The organism is Citrobacter sp. Cf118 (assembly GCF_030334095.1).
Taxonomy (GTDB): Bacteria; Pseudomonadota; Gammaproteobacteria; order Enterobacterales; family Enterobacteriaceae; genus Citrobacter; species Citrobacter freundii.
Map to the genome: position 1 here is coordinate 188,909 of NZ_JAOWES010000087.1, position 19,409 is coordinate 208,317.

Annotated in this window: 15 protein-coding genes and 1 pseudogene; 6 read left to right on the plus strand and 10 right to left on the minus strand. The window is 51.6% G+C overall.

Annotated elements, in window-relative coordinates; all coding sequences use genetic code 11:
* Nucleotides 1-48: 48 nt before the first annotated feature.
* Both OGX67_RS16165 and OGX67_RS16170 read right to left on the minus strand, forming a co-directional pair.
* Entirely contained in the window at nt 49-1,434 is a 1,386-nt protein-coding gene (locus tag OGX67_RS16165) for a NarK family nitrate/nitrite MFS transporter (RefSeq protein ID WP_257652035.1), read from the minus strand.
* 211 nt (nt 1,435-1,645) lie between these two features.
* Nucleotides 1,646-2,224, minus strand: a complete 579-nt coding sequence (locus tag OGX67_RS16170) for a TetR family transcriptional regulator (RefSeq protein ID WP_003843697.1) — start codon at nt 2,222-2,224, stop codon at nt 1,646-1,648.
* Between the two features lie 116 nt (nt 2,225-2,340).
* Between OGX67_RS16170 and OGX67_RS16175 the strand changes: the two genes are divergently transcribed.
* The gene (locus tag OGX67_RS16175) at nt 2,341-3,825 is read left to right on the plus strand and encodes an MFS transporter (protein WP_003020091.1); all 1,485 of its coding nucleotides are present in this window, start codon (nt 2,341-2,343) and stop codon (nt 3,823-3,825) included.
* Between the two features lie 3 nt (nt 3,826-3,828).
* Here OGX67_RS16175 and OGX67_RS16180 read toward each other — a convergent pair whose 3' ends face one another.
* From OGX67_RS16180 to yddG, 3 genes are all read right to left on the minus strand, one after another.
* A complete protein-coding gene (locus OGX67_RS16180) occupies nt 3,829-4,269 on the minus strand; it encodes a GFA family protein (protein ID WP_003833032.1) in 441 nt (146 codons plus the stop codon).
* A gap of 83 nt (nt 4,270-4,352) precedes the next feature.
* The gene (gene ompD / locus OGX67_RS16185) at nt 4,353-5,435 is read right to left on the minus strand and encodes a porin OmpD (RefSeq protein ID WP_003836220.1); all 1,083 of its coding nucleotides are present in this window, start codon (nt 5,433-5,435) and stop codon (nt 4,353-4,355) included.
* A 461-nt stretch (nt 5,436-5,896) separates the two neighbouring features.
* Nucleotides 5,897-6,778 (minus strand): aromatic amino acid efflux DMT transporter YddG, encoded by an 882-nt coding sequence (yddG, locus tag OGX67_RS16190; RefSeq protein ID WP_003020082.1) that lies wholly within the window; start codon nt 6,776-6,778, stop codon nt 5,897-5,899.
* A gap of 287 nt (nt 6,779-7,065) precedes the next feature.
* On the opposite strand from yddG, the gene fdnG reads away from it, so the two are divergent.
* The 4 genes and pseudogenes from fdnG to OGX67_RS16210 form a co-directional block, all read left to right on the plus strand.
* Entirely contained in the window at nt 7,066-10,113 is a 3,048-nt protein-coding gene (gene fdnG, locus OGX67_RS16195; protein ID WP_088169047.1) for a formate dehydrogenase-N subunit alpha, read from the plus strand.
* Between the two features lie 13 nt (nt 10,114-10,126).
* A complete protein-coding gene (gene fdnH / locus OGX67_RS16200) occupies nt 10,127-11,011 on the plus strand; it encodes a formate dehydrogenase N subunit beta (protein WP_003833024.1) in 885 nt (294 codons plus the stop codon).
* Nucleotides 11,004-11,660: a formate dehydrogenase-N subunit gamma gene (fdnI, locus tag OGX67_RS16205; RefSeq protein WP_003020054.1), complete on the plus strand. Its 657-nt coding sequence runs from the start codon at nt 11,004-11,006 to the stop codon at nt 11,658-11,660. Before fdnH ends, fdnI begins: the two co-directional genes overlap by 8 nt.
* Nucleotides 11,661-11,789: 129 nt before the next feature.
* Nucleotides 11,790-12,390: pseudogene (locus OGX67_RS16210) on the plus strand (inorganic diphosphatase); the annotation flags it as partial.
* A gap of 81 nt (nt 12,391-12,471) precedes the next feature.
* On the opposite strand, the gene OGX67_RS16215 reads toward OGX67_RS16210, so the two are convergent.
* The 3 genes from OGX67_RS16215 to sra all read right to left on the minus strand — a co-directional run bounded on the left by OGX67_RS16215 (nt 12,472) and on the right by sra (nt 16,514).
* Nucleotides 12,472-14,187 carry an ABC-F family ATP-binding cassette domain-containing protein gene (locus OGX67_RS16215; protein ID WP_257652037.1) on the minus strand — a complete coding sequence of 572 codons (1,716 nt, stop codon included), beginning with the start codon at nt 14,185-14,187 and terminating at the stop codon, nt 12,472-12,474.
* 309 nt (nt 14,188-14,496) lie between these two features.
* Nucleotides 14,497-16,194 carry a malate dehydrogenase gene (gene maeA / locus OGX67_RS16220; protein ID WP_003836239.1) on the minus strand — a complete coding sequence of 566 codons (1,698 nt, stop codon included), beginning with the start codon at nt 16,192-16,194 and terminating at the stop codon, nt 14,497-14,499.
* Between the two features lie 179 nt (nt 16,195-16,373).
* Nucleotides 16,374-16,514 carry a stationary-phase-induced ribosome-associated protein gene (gene sra, locus OGX67_RS16225; RefSeq protein ID WP_003020039.1) on the minus strand — a complete coding sequence of 47 codons (141 nt, stop codon included), beginning with the start codon at nt 16,512-16,514 and terminating at the stop codon, nt 16,374-16,376.
* A gap of 227 nt (nt 16,515-16,741) precedes the next feature.
* Between sra and osmC the strand changes: the two genes are divergently transcribed.
* The gene (gene osmC, locus OGX67_RS16230; protein WP_003020036.1) at nt 16,742-17,173 is read left to right on the plus strand and encodes a peroxiredoxin OsmC; all 432 of its coding nucleotides are present in this window, start codon (nt 16,742-16,744) and stop codon (nt 17,171-17,173) included.
* A gap of 47 nt (nt 17,174-17,220) precedes the next feature.
* Here the strand turns inward: osmC and OGX67_RS16235 are convergent, their stop codons facing one another.
* Both OGX67_RS16235 and OGX67_RS16240 read right to left on the minus strand, forming a co-directional pair.
* Nucleotides 17,221-17,991, minus strand: a complete 771-nt coding sequence (locus tag OGX67_RS16235) for a 3-hydroxybutyrate dehydrogenase (protein WP_286526820.1) — start codon at nt 17,989-17,991, stop codon at nt 17,221-17,223.
* A gap of 11 nt (nt 17,992-18,002) precedes the next feature.
* On the minus strand, nt 18,003-19,397 hold the full coding sequence (locus tag OGX67_RS16240; protein ID WP_196491835.1) for a GntP family permease: 1,395 nt from the start codon (nt 19,395-19,397) through the stop codon (nt 18,003-18,005).
* Nucleotides 19,398-19,409 lie beyond the last annotated feature (12 nt).

Consider the following 19,409-nt stretch of genomic DNA (forward strand, 5'->3'; position numbering starts at 1 on the left):
ACATAACTCCTGCTTCGAATAACGTTGCCTACACAGGCCAAAAGATGACTATTTTTTTTGTGATTTACGGCCGTAAACCAGCCAGGTCACCAGCACGCAGACGATGTAGAACACAAGGAATATTTTCATGGCGCCTACCGGAGATCTGGTCAGCGCCAGCGATGAACCGAACGCTTTCGGGATAAAGAAGCCCCCGACAGCGCCAATTGCGGAGATAAATCCCAGGGCGGCGGCGGTATCGGTTACCGCCTCACGCTGGGCCTGTTCTTCAGTACCACCGTGCAGCTTCACCCGGTAAATGGTGATTTTGCGAAAGATCACCGCAATCATCTGGAAGGTCGAACCACTGCCCAGACCCGCGGTCAGGAACAAGCCCATAAACACCAGGTAAAACGCGATAAAGCTTCCTTCGCCCGAGCCGGGCAAAGTGAGAAACAGCAGGGCGCTGAACAGTGCCATAAAGATGAAGTTAATTAAGGTGACCCGCACACCACCAAACTTGTCAGAGATAACACCGCCCGCCGATCGCGCAAGCGCACCGATGAAGGGCCCGAAGAACGCCAGTTGCAGAATATTCACGTCAGGGAACTGTGTTTTCGCCAGCATGGCAAAGCCTGCTGAAAAACCGATAAATGAACCGAAGGTGGCGAGATACAGCAGACTTAATAACCACAAATGAAAACGCTTGAGGACCGGTAGTTGGGAGGCAATTGAGGCCTTCGAACTGGCAATGTCGTTCATTCCTATGCCCGCTGCCACGGTCGCTATCAGCAGTAGCGGCACCCAAATCCATGCGGCATTGGCCAGTGACAGTAACGATCCATCAGCTTGTGGTACGCCCTGCACGCCCAGGAAGGTAAAAATGGGGAGAAAGATCACCAGCGGCGCGATCAACTGCATCACGCTGACACCGAGGTTGCCGAGGCCACCGTTAATGCCTAGTGCGCTGCCTTGCTTCGCTTTGGGGAAGAAAAAACTGATATTGCCCATGCTGGAGGCAAAGTTAGCGCCAGCAAACCCACACATCAGCGCAATGATAATAAATACGCCAAACGGAGTAGCGGTATTTTGCACGGCAAAACCGAGCCAGACGCAGGGAATAACCAGAATGACGGTGCTAAAAATTGTCCAGCGGCGCCCCCCAAATATAGGTACCATAAAGGAGTAGGGAACGCGCAATATTGCACCAGAAAGAGAAGGTAATGCCGTTAATAAAAACAGTTGATCGGTGGTAAAATTAAAACCAATTTTATTCAGATTGACAGCAACAGCGCTGAACAACATCCAGACGCAAAACGCAAGCAGCAAGCAACTCACTGATATCCAGAGGTTTCTTCGGGCAATGTGCTTACCTTTGTTTTCCCAAAAGGCAGGATTTTCGGGTTTCCAGTCAGTTAAAAGATAACGATTATTTTTCTCATTTGATGCTGACATATTATTCTCCATGCACATGCCGTTCATGAAAAAGAAATAAACGCATACAGCGCCGCGCGAGTTCTTTTAGAAACTATTGAAAAGTTTTGGGAATATTGACTGAAAGAATAGATAAAAAAGCGCAATAACGCGGCGTGATGAGGGAATTACACGTTGCTTAAGTGTTACCAATTGTAAATATAAAAGATGTATTATTAATTCATCTATAACATCAATTAACTAACTCTAACGTAATCATACGATCCAGGTGGCGTTCGAATGCAGGATCGGCCATTTCCTCAATGCCTAATACATAGATGCCATCCAGACCGCATACCAACGCAATTAAACGCCACGCCACATCGGCAGCATCCGGGCCTGGAGAAAACTCACCGGCTTTCTGTCCCTGAGAGATGATTGCGGCGGTTTCTTCGTGCCACATCCGCATGGTCAGCAGGTAAGCGCTTTTGATTTCCGGATCTTTATCCGCCAGAACCTGCGCTTCACGCCATAGTTTTATATAGGGTTCGAACCCGCCATCTTCGCTGCCCAGCATGGCATGCAGCCGTTCACGGAAGCTGGCGTTTGCGCTGACCAGTTCGGCATCCAGAAGAGTACGGATCAGTTGCACAAAAGCGAGGGATTTTAACTCGCCGGCAGACGTAAAGTGATGATGCACCTGGCCGGTTGACACCTGAGCTTCCGTGGCAATACGCCGCACCGTCATGGCGGTAAATCCTTCCTCAAGCGCGACGCGCATTGCCGCCTGCAGAATCACTTCCCGACGTTCATCCCGATTTAGATAGCTCATCGTTCCTCCCATATCCGTTTAGCACGCAGTCTAACAAAAAGTTGGACATACGTTCAAATTTCCGTAGGATCGCCGAACCTGGACGTGTGTCCAGTTTCAGTTTTGAAGGGAGTTTTATGTTTCGTCAGTGGTTAACGTTAGTGATTATTGTGCTGGTCTACATCCCTGTTGCGATTGATGCAACGGTGCTGCACGTTGCCGCGCCCACGCTGAGTATGACGCTGGGCGCCAGTGGCAACGAGCTGCTGTGGATCATTGATATTTATTCCCTGGTAATGGCCGGTATGGTATTGCCAATGGGCGCGCTGGGCGATCGCATCGGCTTTAAACGCCTGCTGCTGTTAGGTGGAGGCTTGTTTGGTCTGGCATCACTGGCGGCCGCTTTTGCTCATAGCGCCAGTTGGCTGATTGTCACCCGGGCCGTGTTGGCGATTGGCGCGGCGATGATTGTGCCGGCAACGCTTGCGGGGATTCGCGCCACGTTCGCTGAGCAACGGCATCGTAATATGGCGCTCGGTGTCTGGGCCGCGGTTGGTTCCGGCGGTGCGGCGTTTGGCCCACTGGTTGGCGGGATGCTACTGGAGCACTTCTACTGGGGATCCGTATTCTTAATTAATGTACCGATTGTCCTGGTGGTAATGGCCTTAACCGCACGCTTAGTGCCGCGTCAGGCTGGACGTCGCGATCAATCGTTAAATTTTGGTCATGCGATAATGCTGATTGTCGCCATTCTGCTGCTGGTTTACAGCGCCAAAACCGCGCTGAAAGGGCATACGGCGACCGTTGCCATCGCCCTGACGCTGTTAACCGGCGCTTTGCTGTTGTGGCAGTTTGTCCGCATCCAGCTTGCGGCAGCCCGCCCGATGATTGATATGAGGTTGTTCACGCATCGCATCATTTTAAGTGGCGTAGTGATGGCGATGACCGCGATGATAACGCTGGTGGGTTTCGAGTTACTGATGGCTCAGGAGCTACAGTTTGTCCACGGCTTAACACCGTATCAGGCAGGGTTGTTCATGCTGCCGGTGATGCTGGCAAGTGGTTTCAGCGGACCGATTGCCGGTATGTTGGTTTCACGTCTGGGATTACGTTGTGTGGCAACTGCGGGTATGGCGCTGAGCGCTGTTAGCTTTTACGGCCTGGCGATGACGGATTTCAGTAGTCAACAGGTACAAGCCTGGATTTTGATGGCTTTGCTCGGCTTCAGCGCCGCCAGTGCGCTTCTGGCTTCAACAGCGGCTATCATGGCAGCAGCACCTGCGGAAAAAGCCGCGGCCGCGGGTGCCATCGAGACAATGGCTTATGAACTGGGAGCCGGACTTGGGATCGCTATCTTTGGTTTGCTGTTGAGCCGTAGCTTTTCTGCATCGATTCTGCCGCCAGCCGGACTTAATGCGCAGGAAATGGAACGTGCCTCATCGTCAATGGGGGAGGCGGTACAACTGGCACACTCGCTCCCGTCGTCACTGAGTGAGGCATTGCTGACGGCTGCCAGAGAAGCGTTCACCTGGTCACATAGCGTGGCCTTAAGCAGCGCCGGCAGCATGCTTATCGTATTAGCGATAGGAATGTGGTTCAGTCTGGCAAAGGTACAACGTTAATAACTAGTGAGCTAAATGACAGGGGTAATCCATCTCTTCGACTTCTTTCCCACTCAGTCGAGCGTATTGCCCCGTCAATCTCCAGAACGCAGGCTGTGTTTCCGTATAGATTTCTGCCGCTAATATCAGGCGGCGGCGATCTACCTCATTAAGTTCCAGAAGTGTCCACGGAATAAAGTAGCGATCGCTGTCCGTCAACGTAAACCACAGTGGGCATCCGCAGCCGGAACAGAAGAACCGTTCACCACGATTTGAGGAAGGAAAGTGCGAAGGTTCTGCCGATTCTGGTGACATCAGCGGGTGAGCGCTGGCTTCCAGATACATGGCGATGCCGCCTGACCATTTCTGACACAGCGTACAGTGGCAGGCATAGACATCCAGCATTTCAACGTCAACGGTAAAATGACTCTGTCCGCAAAGACAACGACCAGTGAATGTCTGCACGGCATACTCCTTATGACCGAGTCTACATCAAGAGAAAAAGCCAGCCCTTAAAGGACTGGCTTTATATTCAGACTACAACAAAATTAGAACTGGTAGTTCAGACCGACAGCCACGATGTTGTCAGTTGACACTTTCGCTGCATTGGTGAAGTTGTTGTCATCCAGCAGGTTGATTTTGTAATCAACGAAGGTGGACATGTTTTTGTTGAAGTAGTAAGTAGCACCCAGGTCTACGTATTCAACCAGATCCTGGTCGCCGTAACCGTTGATGTCTTTACCTTTGGATTTCAGGTAAGCAACGGACGGACGCAGACCGAAGTCGAACTGGTACTGAGCAACTACTTCAAAGTTCTGTGCTTTATCTGCAATACCAGTAACACCGGAGCCACCATAGGTGGTCATGTTGCGGGTTTCAGAGTAGGTGGTTGCCAGGTAGATGTTGTTCGCATCATATTTCAGACCAGCGGCCCATACTTCAGCGTTTTTACCGGAAGCCATGAAACCGCCGTTACCGACAGACTGTTTGTCGGTACGGTCAGATTTCGCATAGGTAGCACCTACGCCAAAGCCTTCATACTCATAAGTGGTAGACAGACCGAAGCCGTCACCGTTAGCTTCTTTCAGGTTGTCACGGTCGTTTTTGCCCTGGTACTGAGCAGCAAAGTTCAGACCTTCAACCAGACCGAAGAAATCGGTGTTACGGTAGGTTGCAACGCCAGTAGTACGGCCAGTCATGAATACGTCAGTCTGGGTCCAGGTATCACCACCGAACTCAGGCAGGACGTCGGTCCATGCGCCGATGTCGTAGGCCACGCCGTAGTTACGACCGTAGTCGAAAGAACCGTATTCAGCGAATTTCAGACCAGCGAATGCCAGACGAGTTTTGTCTGCTTCAGAGCCCTGGGATTCAGAACGGTTGCCTTTGAATTCATATTCCCACTGACCAAAACCAACCAGCTGGTCATTGATCTGAGTTTCACCTTTGAAGCCCAGACGCGCGTAGGTTTTGTCGCCATCGCTGCCGTTGTCGTCAGAGAAGTAGTGCTGAGCGTGAACTTTTCCGTAGATATCCAGTTTGTTTGCGTCTTTGTTATATACCTCAGCTGCGTTTACCGCACCTGCCGCCAACAGGCTAGTCACTGCCACTGCAACTAATTTAAGTTTCATTCTAAATAATCCTTATAATTTTTTCTTGGTGTGTTTCCTAAACCATTGCTAAACGAAGGGGTTCGTCAATGGCAAACTATTTTTAAATGACGCAGTGGTATAAGTTCAATAATAAGTTTCATAATATTGCGAAATATTTGAAGTTGTGTGATCCAGATCTACATAATATGGTTGATTGTATTAATCTTTATATGTGACAAATCTGAATGGGTATATTTACGTAGGGGACTATTGTCAGGGCTATGATTTAAATGGCGTTAGTTCCGCATGTGTAATATATGCATATGAAGGGATATAGATAACCGCATAATATTTTCGTGTGTTAACTAATTACCATATATTTAACATTTAATTAAACAAATACAAACATAAATCGCAAGTGGAATGAACAATTATTATTCATCAATTTGTCTAAAGTATAGCCGGGTTTTATTTGTTTGTGATAAAACCCGGCTTTTTTTTCAGGCGCGGCGCGTTGCCAGCCAACAAAGTAGCGAACCCGCGCAGACCATCAGTGCGCCCTGCCAGAAAGATAGCGAAAGCGGTGCACTGAGTAACACAGCAGCCAGTGCAGAAGAGAGCACAGGGGTAAAATAGGATCCTACGGCCATGATGGTCACGTTGCCATGCAAAATGCCAATATTCCACGCCGCATAGGCAAATCCTAACGTTAATGCCGCTGAGAACATTTTAATAGTCACCGAAGTGCTGAAAATCATTTCTGGTTGCGGAGTCATAAAATAGTAAATCCACAAACTTGCGGCTGTTAGTAAAACGAACACGGTGATGCCGTTAAAGCCTTTTGCATATTTATTGGTCACCGTGCAATACGTTGCCCAGATAAAAGCGCCGAGAAAGGCGAGAAAATAGCTCAGCGGACTGCTGGCAACATTGCTGATAATTTCATCAAGGTTAAGACCGTTTTCACCACCCAATACCCAACAAACCCCGGTCAATGCGATAATTAATCCAGGGATTACCAGCCAGGTTGTTTTTTGACCATTAAATAAAATAGCAAACAATATCGTCAAACTCGGCCAGAGATAATTGACCATACCGACTTCAATAGCCTGGTGACGAGTAGCCGCATAACCGAGAGCCAGCGCTAAACATATTTCATAAGTAACAAAAAGCACGCTACCAGCGATTAAATAACGCACAGGAATTTTTCTGATATTCGGAAAGCCGACGGTAAAAATCAGCAACAGACCACTTAACGAAAAAATCATTGCTGCGCCGCCCGCAGGCCCCAGTCCTTCACTTACCCCACGCATGAGTCCGACCATCGTGCTCCAGAGCACGATGGCAATGAGCCCAATTAACGTTGCCTTTTGTTTTGTCATTCTGATTGTCTGTCCATGGTACTGGCAAAAATTTAAGCTGAAATTTATAGCACTTTTATACCGTAGCGCGCTAATTAATTGCCTTTCCCATACTCCCTTATGGGTACAAGGGTTAAACAAAGTGCACTATTTAGTAGCGGAACCGTTTCGTTATTGATTTGACGCAAAAAAAATATGGATATAGCTGATAGTTTCGTCGCGAAGTTGTACATGGCATCTTTCAGACTGCTGCGCTGGCGCAATTTGAGAGATTTCATGTACGAACCCCTGCAAAAAAGAGGAAAGCAATGGACGTCAGCCGCAGACAATTTTTTAAAATCTGCGCGGGCGGTATGGCGGGAACAACAGTGGCCGCTTTGGGTTTTGCACCCAAAATGGCACTGGCTCAGGCGCGAAACTATAAGCTGTTACGCGCCAAAGAGATCCGAAACACCTGCACATACTGTTCCGTAGGTTGCGGGCTATTAATGTATAGCCTGGGAGATGGAGCAAAAAACGCCAAAGAGTCGATTTACCATATTGAAGGGGATCCGGATCATCCGGTGAGCCGCGGGGCATTATGTCCTAAGGGCGCAGGATTACTGGATTACGTGCACAGTGAAAACCGTCTGCGTTACCCGGAATATCGCGCCCCTGGTTCCGACAAATGGCAGCGTATCAGCTGGGATGAAGCATTCACCCGTATCGCGAAGCTGATGAAAACTGACCGTGACGCCAACTTTATCGAGAAGAATGAGCAGGGCGTAACGGTAAACCGCTGGCTTTCAACCGGGATGCTGTGTGCATCGGCGGCAAGTAATGAAACCGGTATGCTGACGCAAAAATTTGTGCGCTCACTCGGCATGCTGGCAGTAGACAACCAGGCGCGCGTCTGACACGGACCAACGGTAGCAAGTCTTGCTCCAACATTTGGTCGCGGTGCGATGACCAACCACTGGGTTGATATTAAAAATGCTAACGTCGTGATGGTGATGGGCGGTAACGCCGCTGAAGCACATCCGGTGGGATTCCGCTGGGCGATGGAAGCAAAAAACAACAATGATGCCACGCTGATTGTTGTTGACCCTCGTTTTACACGTACAGCTTCGGTGGCGGATATCTATGCGCCAATTCGTTCCGGCACGGACATTACGTTCCTGTCCGGCGTCTTGCTGTACCTGATTGAAAACAACAAAATCAACGCTGAATACGTTAAGCATTACACCAACGCCAGCCTGCTGGTGCGGGATGACTTTGCTTTCGAAGACGGTCTGTTCAGCGGTTATGACGCAAACAAACGCCAATATGATAAATCGTCCTGGAACTACCAGTTCGATGAAAACGGCTACGCGAAACGCGATGAAACGTTAAGCCATCCTCGCTGTGTCTGGAACCTGCTAAAACAGCACGTTTCCCGCTACACGCCGGATGTGGTGGAAAACATTTGTGGTACGCCGAAAGAAGACTTCCTGAAAGTCTGCGAAGTGCTGGCTTCCACCAGCGCAGCCGATCGCACCACCACCTTCCTGTACGCGCTGGGTTGGACTCAGCATACCGTCGGGGCGCAGAACATCCGTACCATGGCGATGATCCAGTTGCTGCTCGGCAACATGGGGATGGCAGGTGGCGGTGTCAACGCCTTGCGCGGTCACTCCAACATTCAAGGGTTAACCGACTTAGGTCTGCTCTCTACCAGCCTGCCGGGCTACCTGACGCTGCCGTCAGAGAAACAGACAGATCTGCAAACCTATCTGGCCGCGAACACGCCAAAAGCGACATTGGCCGATCAGGTTAACTACTGGGGCAACTATCCGAAGTTCTTCGTCAGCTTGATGAAATCTTTCTACGGTAATGCTGCACAGAAAGAAAACGACTGGGGCTTTGAGTGGCTGCCGAAGTGGGATCAGTCCTACGACGTCATCAAATACTTCAACATGATGGATAGCGGAAAAGTCACCGGCTACATCTGTCAGGGCTTTAACCCTGTTGCGTCCTTCCCGGACAAAAACAAAGTGGTGCAGAGCCTCAGCAAACTGAAGTATCTGGTGGTTATCGATCCGCTGGTGACCGAAACCTCAACGTTCTGGCAGAACCACGGCGAGTCAAACGACGTTGATCCTGCGTCGATTCAGACCGAAGTCTTCCGTTTGCCTTCTACCTGCTTTGCGGAAGAGGACGGCTCCATCGCCAACTCCGGCCGTTGGCTGCAGTGGCACTGGAAAGGTCAGGACGCACCAGGCGAAGCTCGCAACGACGGCGAAATTCTGGCCGGTATTTACCACCGCCTGCGAGAAATGTATCGCACTGAAGGCGGTAAAGCTGTAGAACCCGTTCTGAAAATGAGCTGGAACTATAAGCAGCCGGACGAACCGCACTCAGAGGAAGTGGCGAAAGAGAACAACGGCTATGCGCTGGAAGATCTCTATGATGCCAACGGTGTACTGGTTGCGAAGAAAGGTCAGTTGCTCAACAGCTTTGCGTTGCTGCGCGATGATGGTTCTACGTCATCATCCTGCTGGATTTATACCGGTAGCTGGACCGAGCAGGGCAACCAGATGGCCAATCGCGATAACGCCGATCCGTCAGGTCTGGGTAATACGCTGGGCTGGGCCTGGGCATGGCCGCTGAACCGTCGCGTGCTGTATAACCGCGCTTCGGCGGATCCACAGGGTAAACCGTGGGATCCAAAACGCATGCTTATCCAGTGGAACGGTACGAAGTGGACGGGTAACGATATCCCGGACTTCAATACCGCGGCACCGGGCAGTGGCACCAATCCATTTATCATGCAGCCGGAAGGGCTGGGGCGTCTGTTTGCTATCGATAAGATGGCGGAAGGTCCGTTCCCGGAACACTACGAGCCGATGGAAACGCCGCTGGGTACTAACCCGCTGCACCCGAATGTGATCTCCAACCCGGCAGCGCGTCTGTACGAGGCGGATAAACTCCGTATGGGCACGAAACAGGACTTCCCGTACGTCGGGACGACCTACCGTCTGACCGAACATTTCCATACCTGGACCAAGCACGCATTGCTGAATGCGATTGCCCAGCCAGAGCAGTTTGTGGAAATCAGCGAAACGCTGGCGGCAGCGAAAGGGATCAACAACGGCGATCACGTGAAAGTTAGCAGTAAACGTGGATTTATTCGCGCAGTTGCCGTGGTGACCCGTCGTCTGCGTACCCTGAACGTCAACGGTCAGCAGGTTGAAACGGTTGGGATCCCAATCCACTGGGGCTTTGAAGGAGTCGCGCGTAAAGGCTTTATCGCCAACACCCTGACGCCGAATGTCGGTGATGCAAACTCGCAAACGCCGGAATACAAAGCGTTTTTAGTTAACATCGAGAAGGCGTAAGGGAGGCGAACATATGTCTATGGAAACGCAGGACATCATCAAACGGTCCGCAACAAACTCCATCACGCCGCCACCTCAGGCCCGTGATTACAAAGCCGAGGTCGCGAAGCTGATCGACGTTTCCACCTGTATAGGCTGCAAGGCCTGTCAGGTGGCATGCTCAGAGTGGAACGATATCCGCGATGAAGTTGGCCACTGCGTCGGGGTGTATGACAACCCCGCCGATCTCAGCGCCAAGTCCTGGACGGTGATGCGGTTTACCGAAACCGAACAGAACGGCAAGCTGGAATGGCTGATTCGTAAAGACGGCTGTATGCACTGTGAAGATCCGGGCTGCCTGAAGGCATGCCCGTCTGCCGGGGCAATCATCCAGTACGCCAACGGGATTGTCGATTTCCAGTCAGAACACTGTATTGGCTGCGGCTACTGTATTGCCGGGTGTCCATTTAATATTCCGCGCCTCAATAAAGAGGATAACCGCGTGTATAAATGTACGCTGTGTGTCGACCGGGTCAGCGTCGGGCAGGAACCTGCCTGCGTGAAGACCTGTCCGACCGGGGCAATACATTTCGGTACCAAGCAGGAAATGCTGGAAATGGGCGAACAGCGTGTGGCAAAACTGAAAGCACGCGGTTTCGAACACGCCGGTCTCTACAACCCGGAAGGTGTGGGTGGTACGCACGTTATGTACGTTCTGCATCATGCCAACCAGCCGGAGCTGTATCACGGCCTGCCGAAAGATCCGCAGATCGATACCTCTATCAATCTGTGGAAAGGGGCGCTGAAACCGCTGGCCGCTGCCGGATTTATCGCCACCTTCGCCGGGCTGATTTACCACTACATTGGTATCGGTCCGAATAAGGAAGTGGACGACGACGAGGAGGATCATCATGAGTAAGTCGAAAATGATTGTGCGCACGAAGTTTATCGACCGCGCCTGTCACTGGACGGTGGTGATCTGCTTCTTCCTGGTGGCGCTGTCGGGGATTTCGTTCTTCTTCCCGACTCTGCAATGGCTGACGCAAACCTTCGGTACGCCGCAGATGGGACGCATTTTGCACCCGTTCTTCGGCATACTGATCTTCGTCGCGCTAATGTTCATGTTTGTGCGCTTTGTGCACCACAACATCCCGGATAAAAAAGATATTCCGTGGCTGAAAAACATTGTGGAAGTGCTGAAAGGCAATGAACACAAAGTGGCGGATGTGGGCAAGTACAACGCCGGGCAGAAAATGATGTTCTGGTCGATCATGAGCATGATTTTCGTGCTGCTGATTACCGGTATTATTATCTGGCGTCCATACTTTGCACAGTTCTTCCCAATGCAGGTCGTGCGCTATAGCCTGCTGATCCATGCGGCGGCGGGGATTATCCTGATGCACGCCATCCTCATCCATATGTATATGGCATTCTGGGTGAAAGGTTCGATTAAAGGCATGGTTGAAGGGAAGGTGAGCCGTCGCTGGGCGAAGAAACATCACCCACGTTGGTATCGCGAAGTTGAAAGACAAGAAGCGAAAAAAGAGAGCGAGGAAGGGGTTAACTAATCCCTGATGTTCCCTCTACGCAATGGCGCTACATCGGTAGCGCCATTTTTTTGCCAAAAAAACGTCATGTTTCTGTCATCTGCTGAACGTAAGGTGTTGTCTTTCCAATAATAGAAGAGTTAAAAGACAATGCATCTGGTGAAAAAACTACTCGCAGTCAGCGTGTTTCTTTGTGCTTCAGCTCAGGCGCAGAACATCCTCGAATTTCCTCAGCCGGAGAATAACCCGGAAGAGTTTTATGCCGTAACCGAAATCCCGGCAGGTGGAATGATTAAATATGAAACCGACGCCAAAACCGGGTTTATCGTTGCCGATCGCTTCCAGTCTATGCCAGTTGCCTATCCCGCCAACTACGGTTCACTAACCCAGTCTTTAGCCGGTGACGGCGACCCGCTGGATGTTTTCTTTTATACTCGTGCGCCGCTGGCTCCGGGAACGTTGATTAAGCTGCGCGCAATAGGCGTCCTGAAGATGATCGACGGCGGTGAAAAGGACGACAAAATTGTTGCCGTGCCGGCCAGTAAAATTGACCCCACTTATGACAACATCAAAGAGTTGAGCGATCTGCCCAAGATTGAAGTTCAACGTCTGGAATCTTTCTTCCGCGTGTACAAAGATCTGCCGGAAGGGCGCAAGAAGGTCGAATTAAACGGTTTCAACGACGCCGCTACGGCAAAGCAAGAGATCAAACAGGCCTGGGATGCCTGGAAAGAGAAAAAACCGCAGCAATAAATGGTATGCCGGATGGCAGGCCTACACGCGCATTTTGCTGGTGTAGGCCGGATAAGCTTGCGCCATCCGGCAATAAAGATTACTCCAGTTGTGAGTTCAAACGCTCAATCTCTTTACGCCATTGCGCCTGTAACAGCGGTTTTTGATGTTTCGGCTTGCGGGCGAGATCGTCGGCCAGATGCTGTTCCAGATCGAGGAGTTGTTCCAGCAATCCATCGCTGTTACAGCTTATTTCAGCTTTCGTTTCGACCACCGTTTTGGGAACGGTTATCTCCGCGGACGTTTCCCTAATACGCGCATTGACCGCCTCCAGATCGTGCCATTCACTGAGTTCGCCATTGTCGATTAACCAGAACCGGTTACAGCTTTGGCTGATAAGCTGCCGGTCGTGACTGACCAGCAACACGCCGCCGTTATAGCTTTGTAGCGTTTCTGCCAGCGCCTCTTTACCTTCCATATCCAGATGGTTGGTCGGTTCATCGAGCATCAGCAGACTGTAGCGCGCAAGCGTCAGCCCCACAAACAGCAGCCGGGAGCGCTCACCGCCGCTTAATGTACTGACCCTCTGCGTATGACGAATCCACGGAAAACCCGCGCTAATCAGCGCCATCTTGCGAATCTCTGGCTGCGGGGCAAACGCTTCCAGCGCGTCAAACAATGAATCGTTATCGGCAAGCTGATGCAGCGTCTGATCGTAATAGCCCAGCGTAACGCGCGGGTGCAACACCAGTGAAGTCGATGCCAGCGGTGACTGAAACTGTTGCCAGATAAGCCTTAACAGCGATGATTTACCGCAACCATTACGCCCAACAATTGCCACGCGATCGCCGCTTTTTAACCGGATACCGGCAATGGAAAACAGTGTATCTGCGTCGGGAGCAGGGGCTACAAACAGATTGGTCATCTCCAGCAAACGATCTGCACGCAGGGAATCACCCTGCAATGTTAGTGTCCACTGACTTCCTGCCGTCACTTCTGTCTGCACCTCTTTCAGGCGCTGCACCTGTTTTTCCATCTGCTTGGCCTTGCGGGAGAGATCTTCGTTGTCGTAGACCCGCCCCCAGGTTGCCAGCCGTTTGCCGCTGGCGGTAACCCGGTCTATCTCTTTTTGCTCAGCCTTGTGGCGCAGAGCATCGCTGACGTCTCTTTCTGCCAGCGCCTGACGTGCCGCGCTACAGGGTAGATCAAAGGCATGGAGAGTGCGATCGCGTAGGATCCACGTTCCGTGAGTCACCGCGTCCAGCAACTGCGGGTCGTGGGAAACCACCACAAAACTGCCAGACCAGTTCTGTAAGAATTGCTCCAGCCACAGTAATGTTGGCAAATCCAAATGGTTACCCGGTTCATCCAGCAGCAGCAGGTCAGGATTACGCATCAACGCCCGCGCTAATAGCAAGCGTGTGTGCTGGCCACCGCTCAACGTTTGCGCTGTCAGAGATAAATTCTCTGGTGTGAAACCCATTTCGGCAAGCAGCGCTTCAACCCGCCATTGTTGAGCCGCACGCTCATGCTCAGGAAGTTGAGCGAGAACGGCTTCCTGCAGTGTAAGAGGCAATATATCGTCAGGTAGATGTTGTTCTACACGCGCGAGATGGCAGTGATTCGCTTGCGCGATTGCTCCACTGGTGGGCGAAATCGTGCCATCGAGCAGTTTTAACAGCGTGCTTTTGCCGCAGCCGTTGTAACCGATAAGCCCGATGCGGTCGCCTTTTTTCAGGGTAAAGGAAAGATCGTCGAATAGCGTGCCGAATGCCGTATCAACGTGTAAGGATTGTGCGGTTAGTAATGTGCTCATTGTTGCTTACTCAAGAGTTACAGGCGTGAAAACGCCTCGTCAAACATCGCTGACGATAACCCGGTAAGCCCGAGAGAAGGGGATTTAGAAGTTAGCTTCGCTCAAGCAGAAGTTATCGCAGCACGATACCGATAACGCTTGAGCACTGGCGATCGCCAAAAGCATGTGAAACGATAAAACGTTCACAGTACAGCATAAGTATCCTCCTTTTGTTTTTCAGAGTGTTGATCGGTAGCGAAAGTGTAATCGCAAATTACACTTTCGCGCAAATTTTGCACGCCCGGCAGCAATGTGCCGCCGGGCAAACCGTCAGATAGAAGTACGACGGTAGTCGCGATATTCCGCCTGCCAGAAATTATCGTCAATAGCCTGTTGCAGCGCTTCGGCGGAGGTTTTCACCGCCACACCTTGCTGCTGGGCCATTTTACCGACGGCAAAGGCAATGGCACGAGAAACCGTCTGAATATCTTTCAGTTCCGGTAGCACCAGTCCTTCACCGTTGAGCACCAGCGGTGAATACTGTGCCAGCGTTTCACTGGCCGACATCAGCATTTCATCAGTGATGCGCGACGCGCCAGAAGCAATCACGCCAAGGCCAATACCCGGGAAGATATAGGCGTTGTTACACTGGGCGATCGGGTAAGTTTTCTCTTTCCACACTACCGGTGCAAACGGGCTACCGGTCGCAACCAGCGCGTTACCTTCGGTCCAGGCGATAATATCCTGCGGCGTGGCTTCTACACGGGAAGTCGGGTTAGACAGCGGCATGACGATCGGACGCGGACAATGCTTGTGCATTTCGCGGATGATCTCTTCGGTAAACAGACCCACCTGTCCGGAAACCCCGATCAGGATGTCAGGTTTAACGTTGCGGACCACATCGAGCAACGACAGGACATCTTCTTGTGTATCCCAGTGCTGCAGATTTTCGCGTTTTTGCACCAGTTTGGTCTGGAAGGAGAGCAGGTTCGGCATTTTGTCGGTTAACAGGCCGAAGCGATCGACCATGAATACGCGTTGACGCGCCGCTTCTTCGCTTAAACCTTCTCGCTGGATTTGCGCAATGATCTGCTCGGCGATCCCGCATCCGGCGGAACCCGCGCCGAGGAAGACGATGTTTTGTTCGCTCAGCTGGCTTCCGGCCGCGCGGCTAGCCGCAATCAGCGTACCGACGGTAACCGCCGCGGTGCCCTGAATATCGTCGTTAAATGAGCAAATTTCATCGCGATAACGGGTCAGCAGTGGCATAGCGTTTTTCTGGGCGAAATCTTCAAACTGCAACAGCACGTCCGGCCAGCGATGCTTCACGGCCTGGATGAATTCATCAACGAATTCGTAGTATTCATCATCAGTGATACGCGGATTGCGCCAGCCCATATACAGCGGATCGTTCAGCAGTTGCTGGTTGTTGGTCCCCACGTCCAGTACCACCGGAAGTGTATAGGCCGGGCTAATTCCGCCACATGCGGTATACAGCGACAGTTTACCGATTGGAATACCCATCCCGCCGATCCCCTGATCGCCAAGACCTAAAATACGTTCGCCATCGGTGACAACGATGACCTTGATATTGTGGTTAGGGACGTTTTGCAGGATATCGTCCATATTGTGGCGGTTCTGATAAGAGATAAACACGCCGCGCGCACGACGATAAATCTCAGAGAAACGCTCACAGGCTGCGCCGACCGTTGGGGTATAGATAACTGGCATCATCTCATCCAGGTGATTATGCACCAGTCGGTAAAACAGGGTTTCGTTGGTGTCCTGGATGTTGCGCAGGTAAATATGCTTGTCGATTTCGGTTTTGAAGCCCTGATATTGGATCCAGGCGCGTTCAGCCTGTTCTTCAATCGTTTCGACGACTTCCGGCAGTAACCCCAGCAGGTTGAAGTTACGGCGTTCTTCCACACTGAAGGCGCTCCCTTTATTCAGTAAAGGGAATTCCAGCAGTACCGGGCCAGCGTAAGGGATGTAAAGGGAACGCAGTTTTTTAGTTTCGTTTTCCATGTCACTCACTCTTTTTTGAATAACCGTCCCTGGCGCTCTTTATGATCGTATGTGGCCTGTCCGCCAGGGAAACGGGCGAAGTATAAAGCATTGTGAATGGGTTAAGGGGTTTTATAAGCAAAAACACCACTGCGGTTGCAATGGTGTTTATCTCGTTACTCAGTCAGACGTGCGAAAGGCTACTTGCCGTCAGCGCGGCGCTTTCTTCCAGTAGGATTGTTGACCACGTTGGTTTTGTCACCTTCGGTCACGATTTTACGTTGATTTGAGATTTTGTGGTCCAGTCCGAGAATATGACGGGCCTGACGGTTCGATTTCATTCTAACTCCTTAATCCTGTTACTGGTTTCAAGGGCGAGCCCGTATGAGAACGGACGAAATACAACCTGATATAAAGCCGATGTTCAACATAACGGCTTTCTGGATGGTCGGTCATTTTATCTGAAAGGTCAATGCTTAAGCGGCAAATGAGAACTATCCCGTATGTAACATGCTTTTTCCCGGGCGTCCTATACTAGTAACTCCGACGACAACACAGGAGAGCGGTAATGACTATCCATAAGAAAGGTCAGGCACACTGGGAAGGCGACATTAAGCGCGGCAAAGGCACTGTGTCGACCGAAAGTGGCGTGTTGAATCAGCAACCGTATGGGTTTAATACACGATTTGAAGGTGAGAAAGGCACCAATCCTGAAGAGTTGATTGGCGCGGCCCATGCGGCCTGCTTTTCGATGGCGCTTTCACTGATGCTGGGTGAAGCAGGGTTTACCCCAGATGCCATTGATACCACTGCCGATGTTTCTCTGGATAAGGTAGATGCCGGGTTTGCGATCACTAAAGTCGCGTTGCATAGCCAAGTGAGCGTGCCGGGGATAGACGCCGCCACGTTTGACGGCATCATCCAGAAAGCAAAAGCCGGATGCCCGGTATCTCAGGTTCTGAAAGCGGAAATAACGCTGGATTACAAACTGAAGTCTTAATAAAGTCGTGCCGGATGTGACCAGTTCTTATCCGGCACCTGATGATGTTATTGCGCTACCCAACCGCCATCCATATTCCACGCTACGCCACGCACTTGCGCCGCACCGTCTGAACATAAGAATAACGCAAGATTCCCTAACTGCTCTGGGGTAACGAATTCGCGCGACGGCTGCTTTTCAGCCAGCAGGGCGTCACGGGCAGCCTCAGGCTCTGTGCCTTCGGCAATACGCTTATCGATCTGCTGCTGGACCAGCGGCGTTAGCACCCAGCCGGGACACAGCGCATTGCAGGTAATTTCCGTCTGCGCGGTTTCCAGCGCGATGGTCTTGGTTAATCCCACCACACCGTGCTTCGCTGCTACGTACGCAGACTTCTCTTTTGAAGCCACCAGGCCATGAACAGAAGCGATATTAATGATGCGCCCCCAGTTTCGCGCGCGCATACCGGGAAGCGCCAGACGCGTGGTGTGAAAAACGGAGGAGAGGTTAATCGCGATAATCGCGTTCCATTTATCAACCGGGAAGGTTTCTATCGGTGAAACATGCTGGATCCCGGCGTTATTGATAAGAATATCCGCACCGCCGAATTCGCTCTCTGCATAGCGCATCATGTCGGCAATTTGCGCTTCATCGCTCAGATCCGCGCCATGATAGCCTGGCGTTTTGCCATACTGCGCAACAGCGTCTTTGGCGGCATCAACATCACCAAACCCGTTGAGGATCAGGGTGGCGCCAGCTTGCGCCAGCACCTGTGCGATACCTAATCCGATACCGCTGGTCGAGCCGGTAACCAGGGCGGTTTTTCCCGTTAAGTTCATGATGATTCTCCTTAAACAATTCCGGTGGTGTAGAAGACGCCGATGACAAACAGTACGGCCAGACTTTTAATGATGGTAATAGCGAAAATTCCGCCATACGCCTGACGATGACTAAGGCCGGTGATAGCCAATAAGGTAATGACCGCGCCGTTATGCGGTAGGGTGTCCATACCGCCGCTGGCCATAGATGCCACGCGGTGGAAGACTTCAAGTGGGATATTGGCGGCATGTGCGGCAGCGATGAAAGTGTCAGACATGGCGGCAAGCGCAATACTCATCCCGCCAGACGCCGAACCGGTGATCCCGGCAAGCGTGGTAATGCTGATAGCCTCATTGAGCAGCGGGTCAGGAATAGCCGCCAGCGCTTTTGACAGCACAAGGAAGCCCGGCAGGGCGGCGATCACTGCGCCAAAACCGTACTCTGACGCGGTGTTCATCGCCGCGAGGATCGCGCCGCCAACTGCCGTTCTGCTGCCTTCCGCCAGGCGACCTTTAATGTTGCGGTAGCCGAAGAGCACCACCAGCAGGATCCCAGAAATCAGTGCTGCTTCCACTGCCCAGATAGCGGTGATTTTACCGACTTCGGTGGTAATCGGTTTGGCAAGCCCCGGAAGTTCAAGTTGATGCGTGGCGCCGTACCACTGTGGGATCCAGCGGGTAAACAGCAGGTTAAATACCCCAACCAGGATCAGCGGAGAGATCGCGATGATCGGGTTCGGCAGATTAATGTTATCCGGCGTTTCCGGCTCGTTTAACAGTTCAGTGCCATAGCCTTCATTCTTTGCCTGCGCTTTACGACGCTGACGTTCGAGATAAACCAGACCGACGAAAATAATAAACAGCGAGCCTATCAGCCCCAGCCACGGCGCAGCCCAGGCGTTAGTCCCAAAGAAGCTGGTCGGAATAATGTTCTGGATCTGCGGCGTGCCTGGCAGAGCATCCATGGTGAAAGAGAATGCGCCCAGCGCAACGGTGGCCGGGATCAGGCGCTTAGGAATATTACTCTGGCGGAACAGCTCCGCCGCAAATGGATACACCGCAAACGCCACGACGAACAGCGAAACCCCGCCGTAGGTTAACAGCGCGCACACCAGCACGATCACCGGAATAGCGTGACGACGACCGAGGATGTTGATAGCGGCGGCAACAATGGAACGTGAAAATCCAGATAACTCGATTAACTTGCCAAACACTGCACCCAGCAAGAACACCGGGAAGTAAAGCTTCACAAAACCGACCATTTTTTCCATAAACAGGCCGGTGAAAGCAGGGCCGACGGCGCTGGGTTCAGTGAGTAATACAGCACCTAATGCCGCGATGGGGGCAAACAGGATGACGCTGTATCCGCGATAGGCTGCAAGCATCAGCAGACCCAGCGCTGCCAGGGCGATTAATACACTCATCATGACTCCTTATTA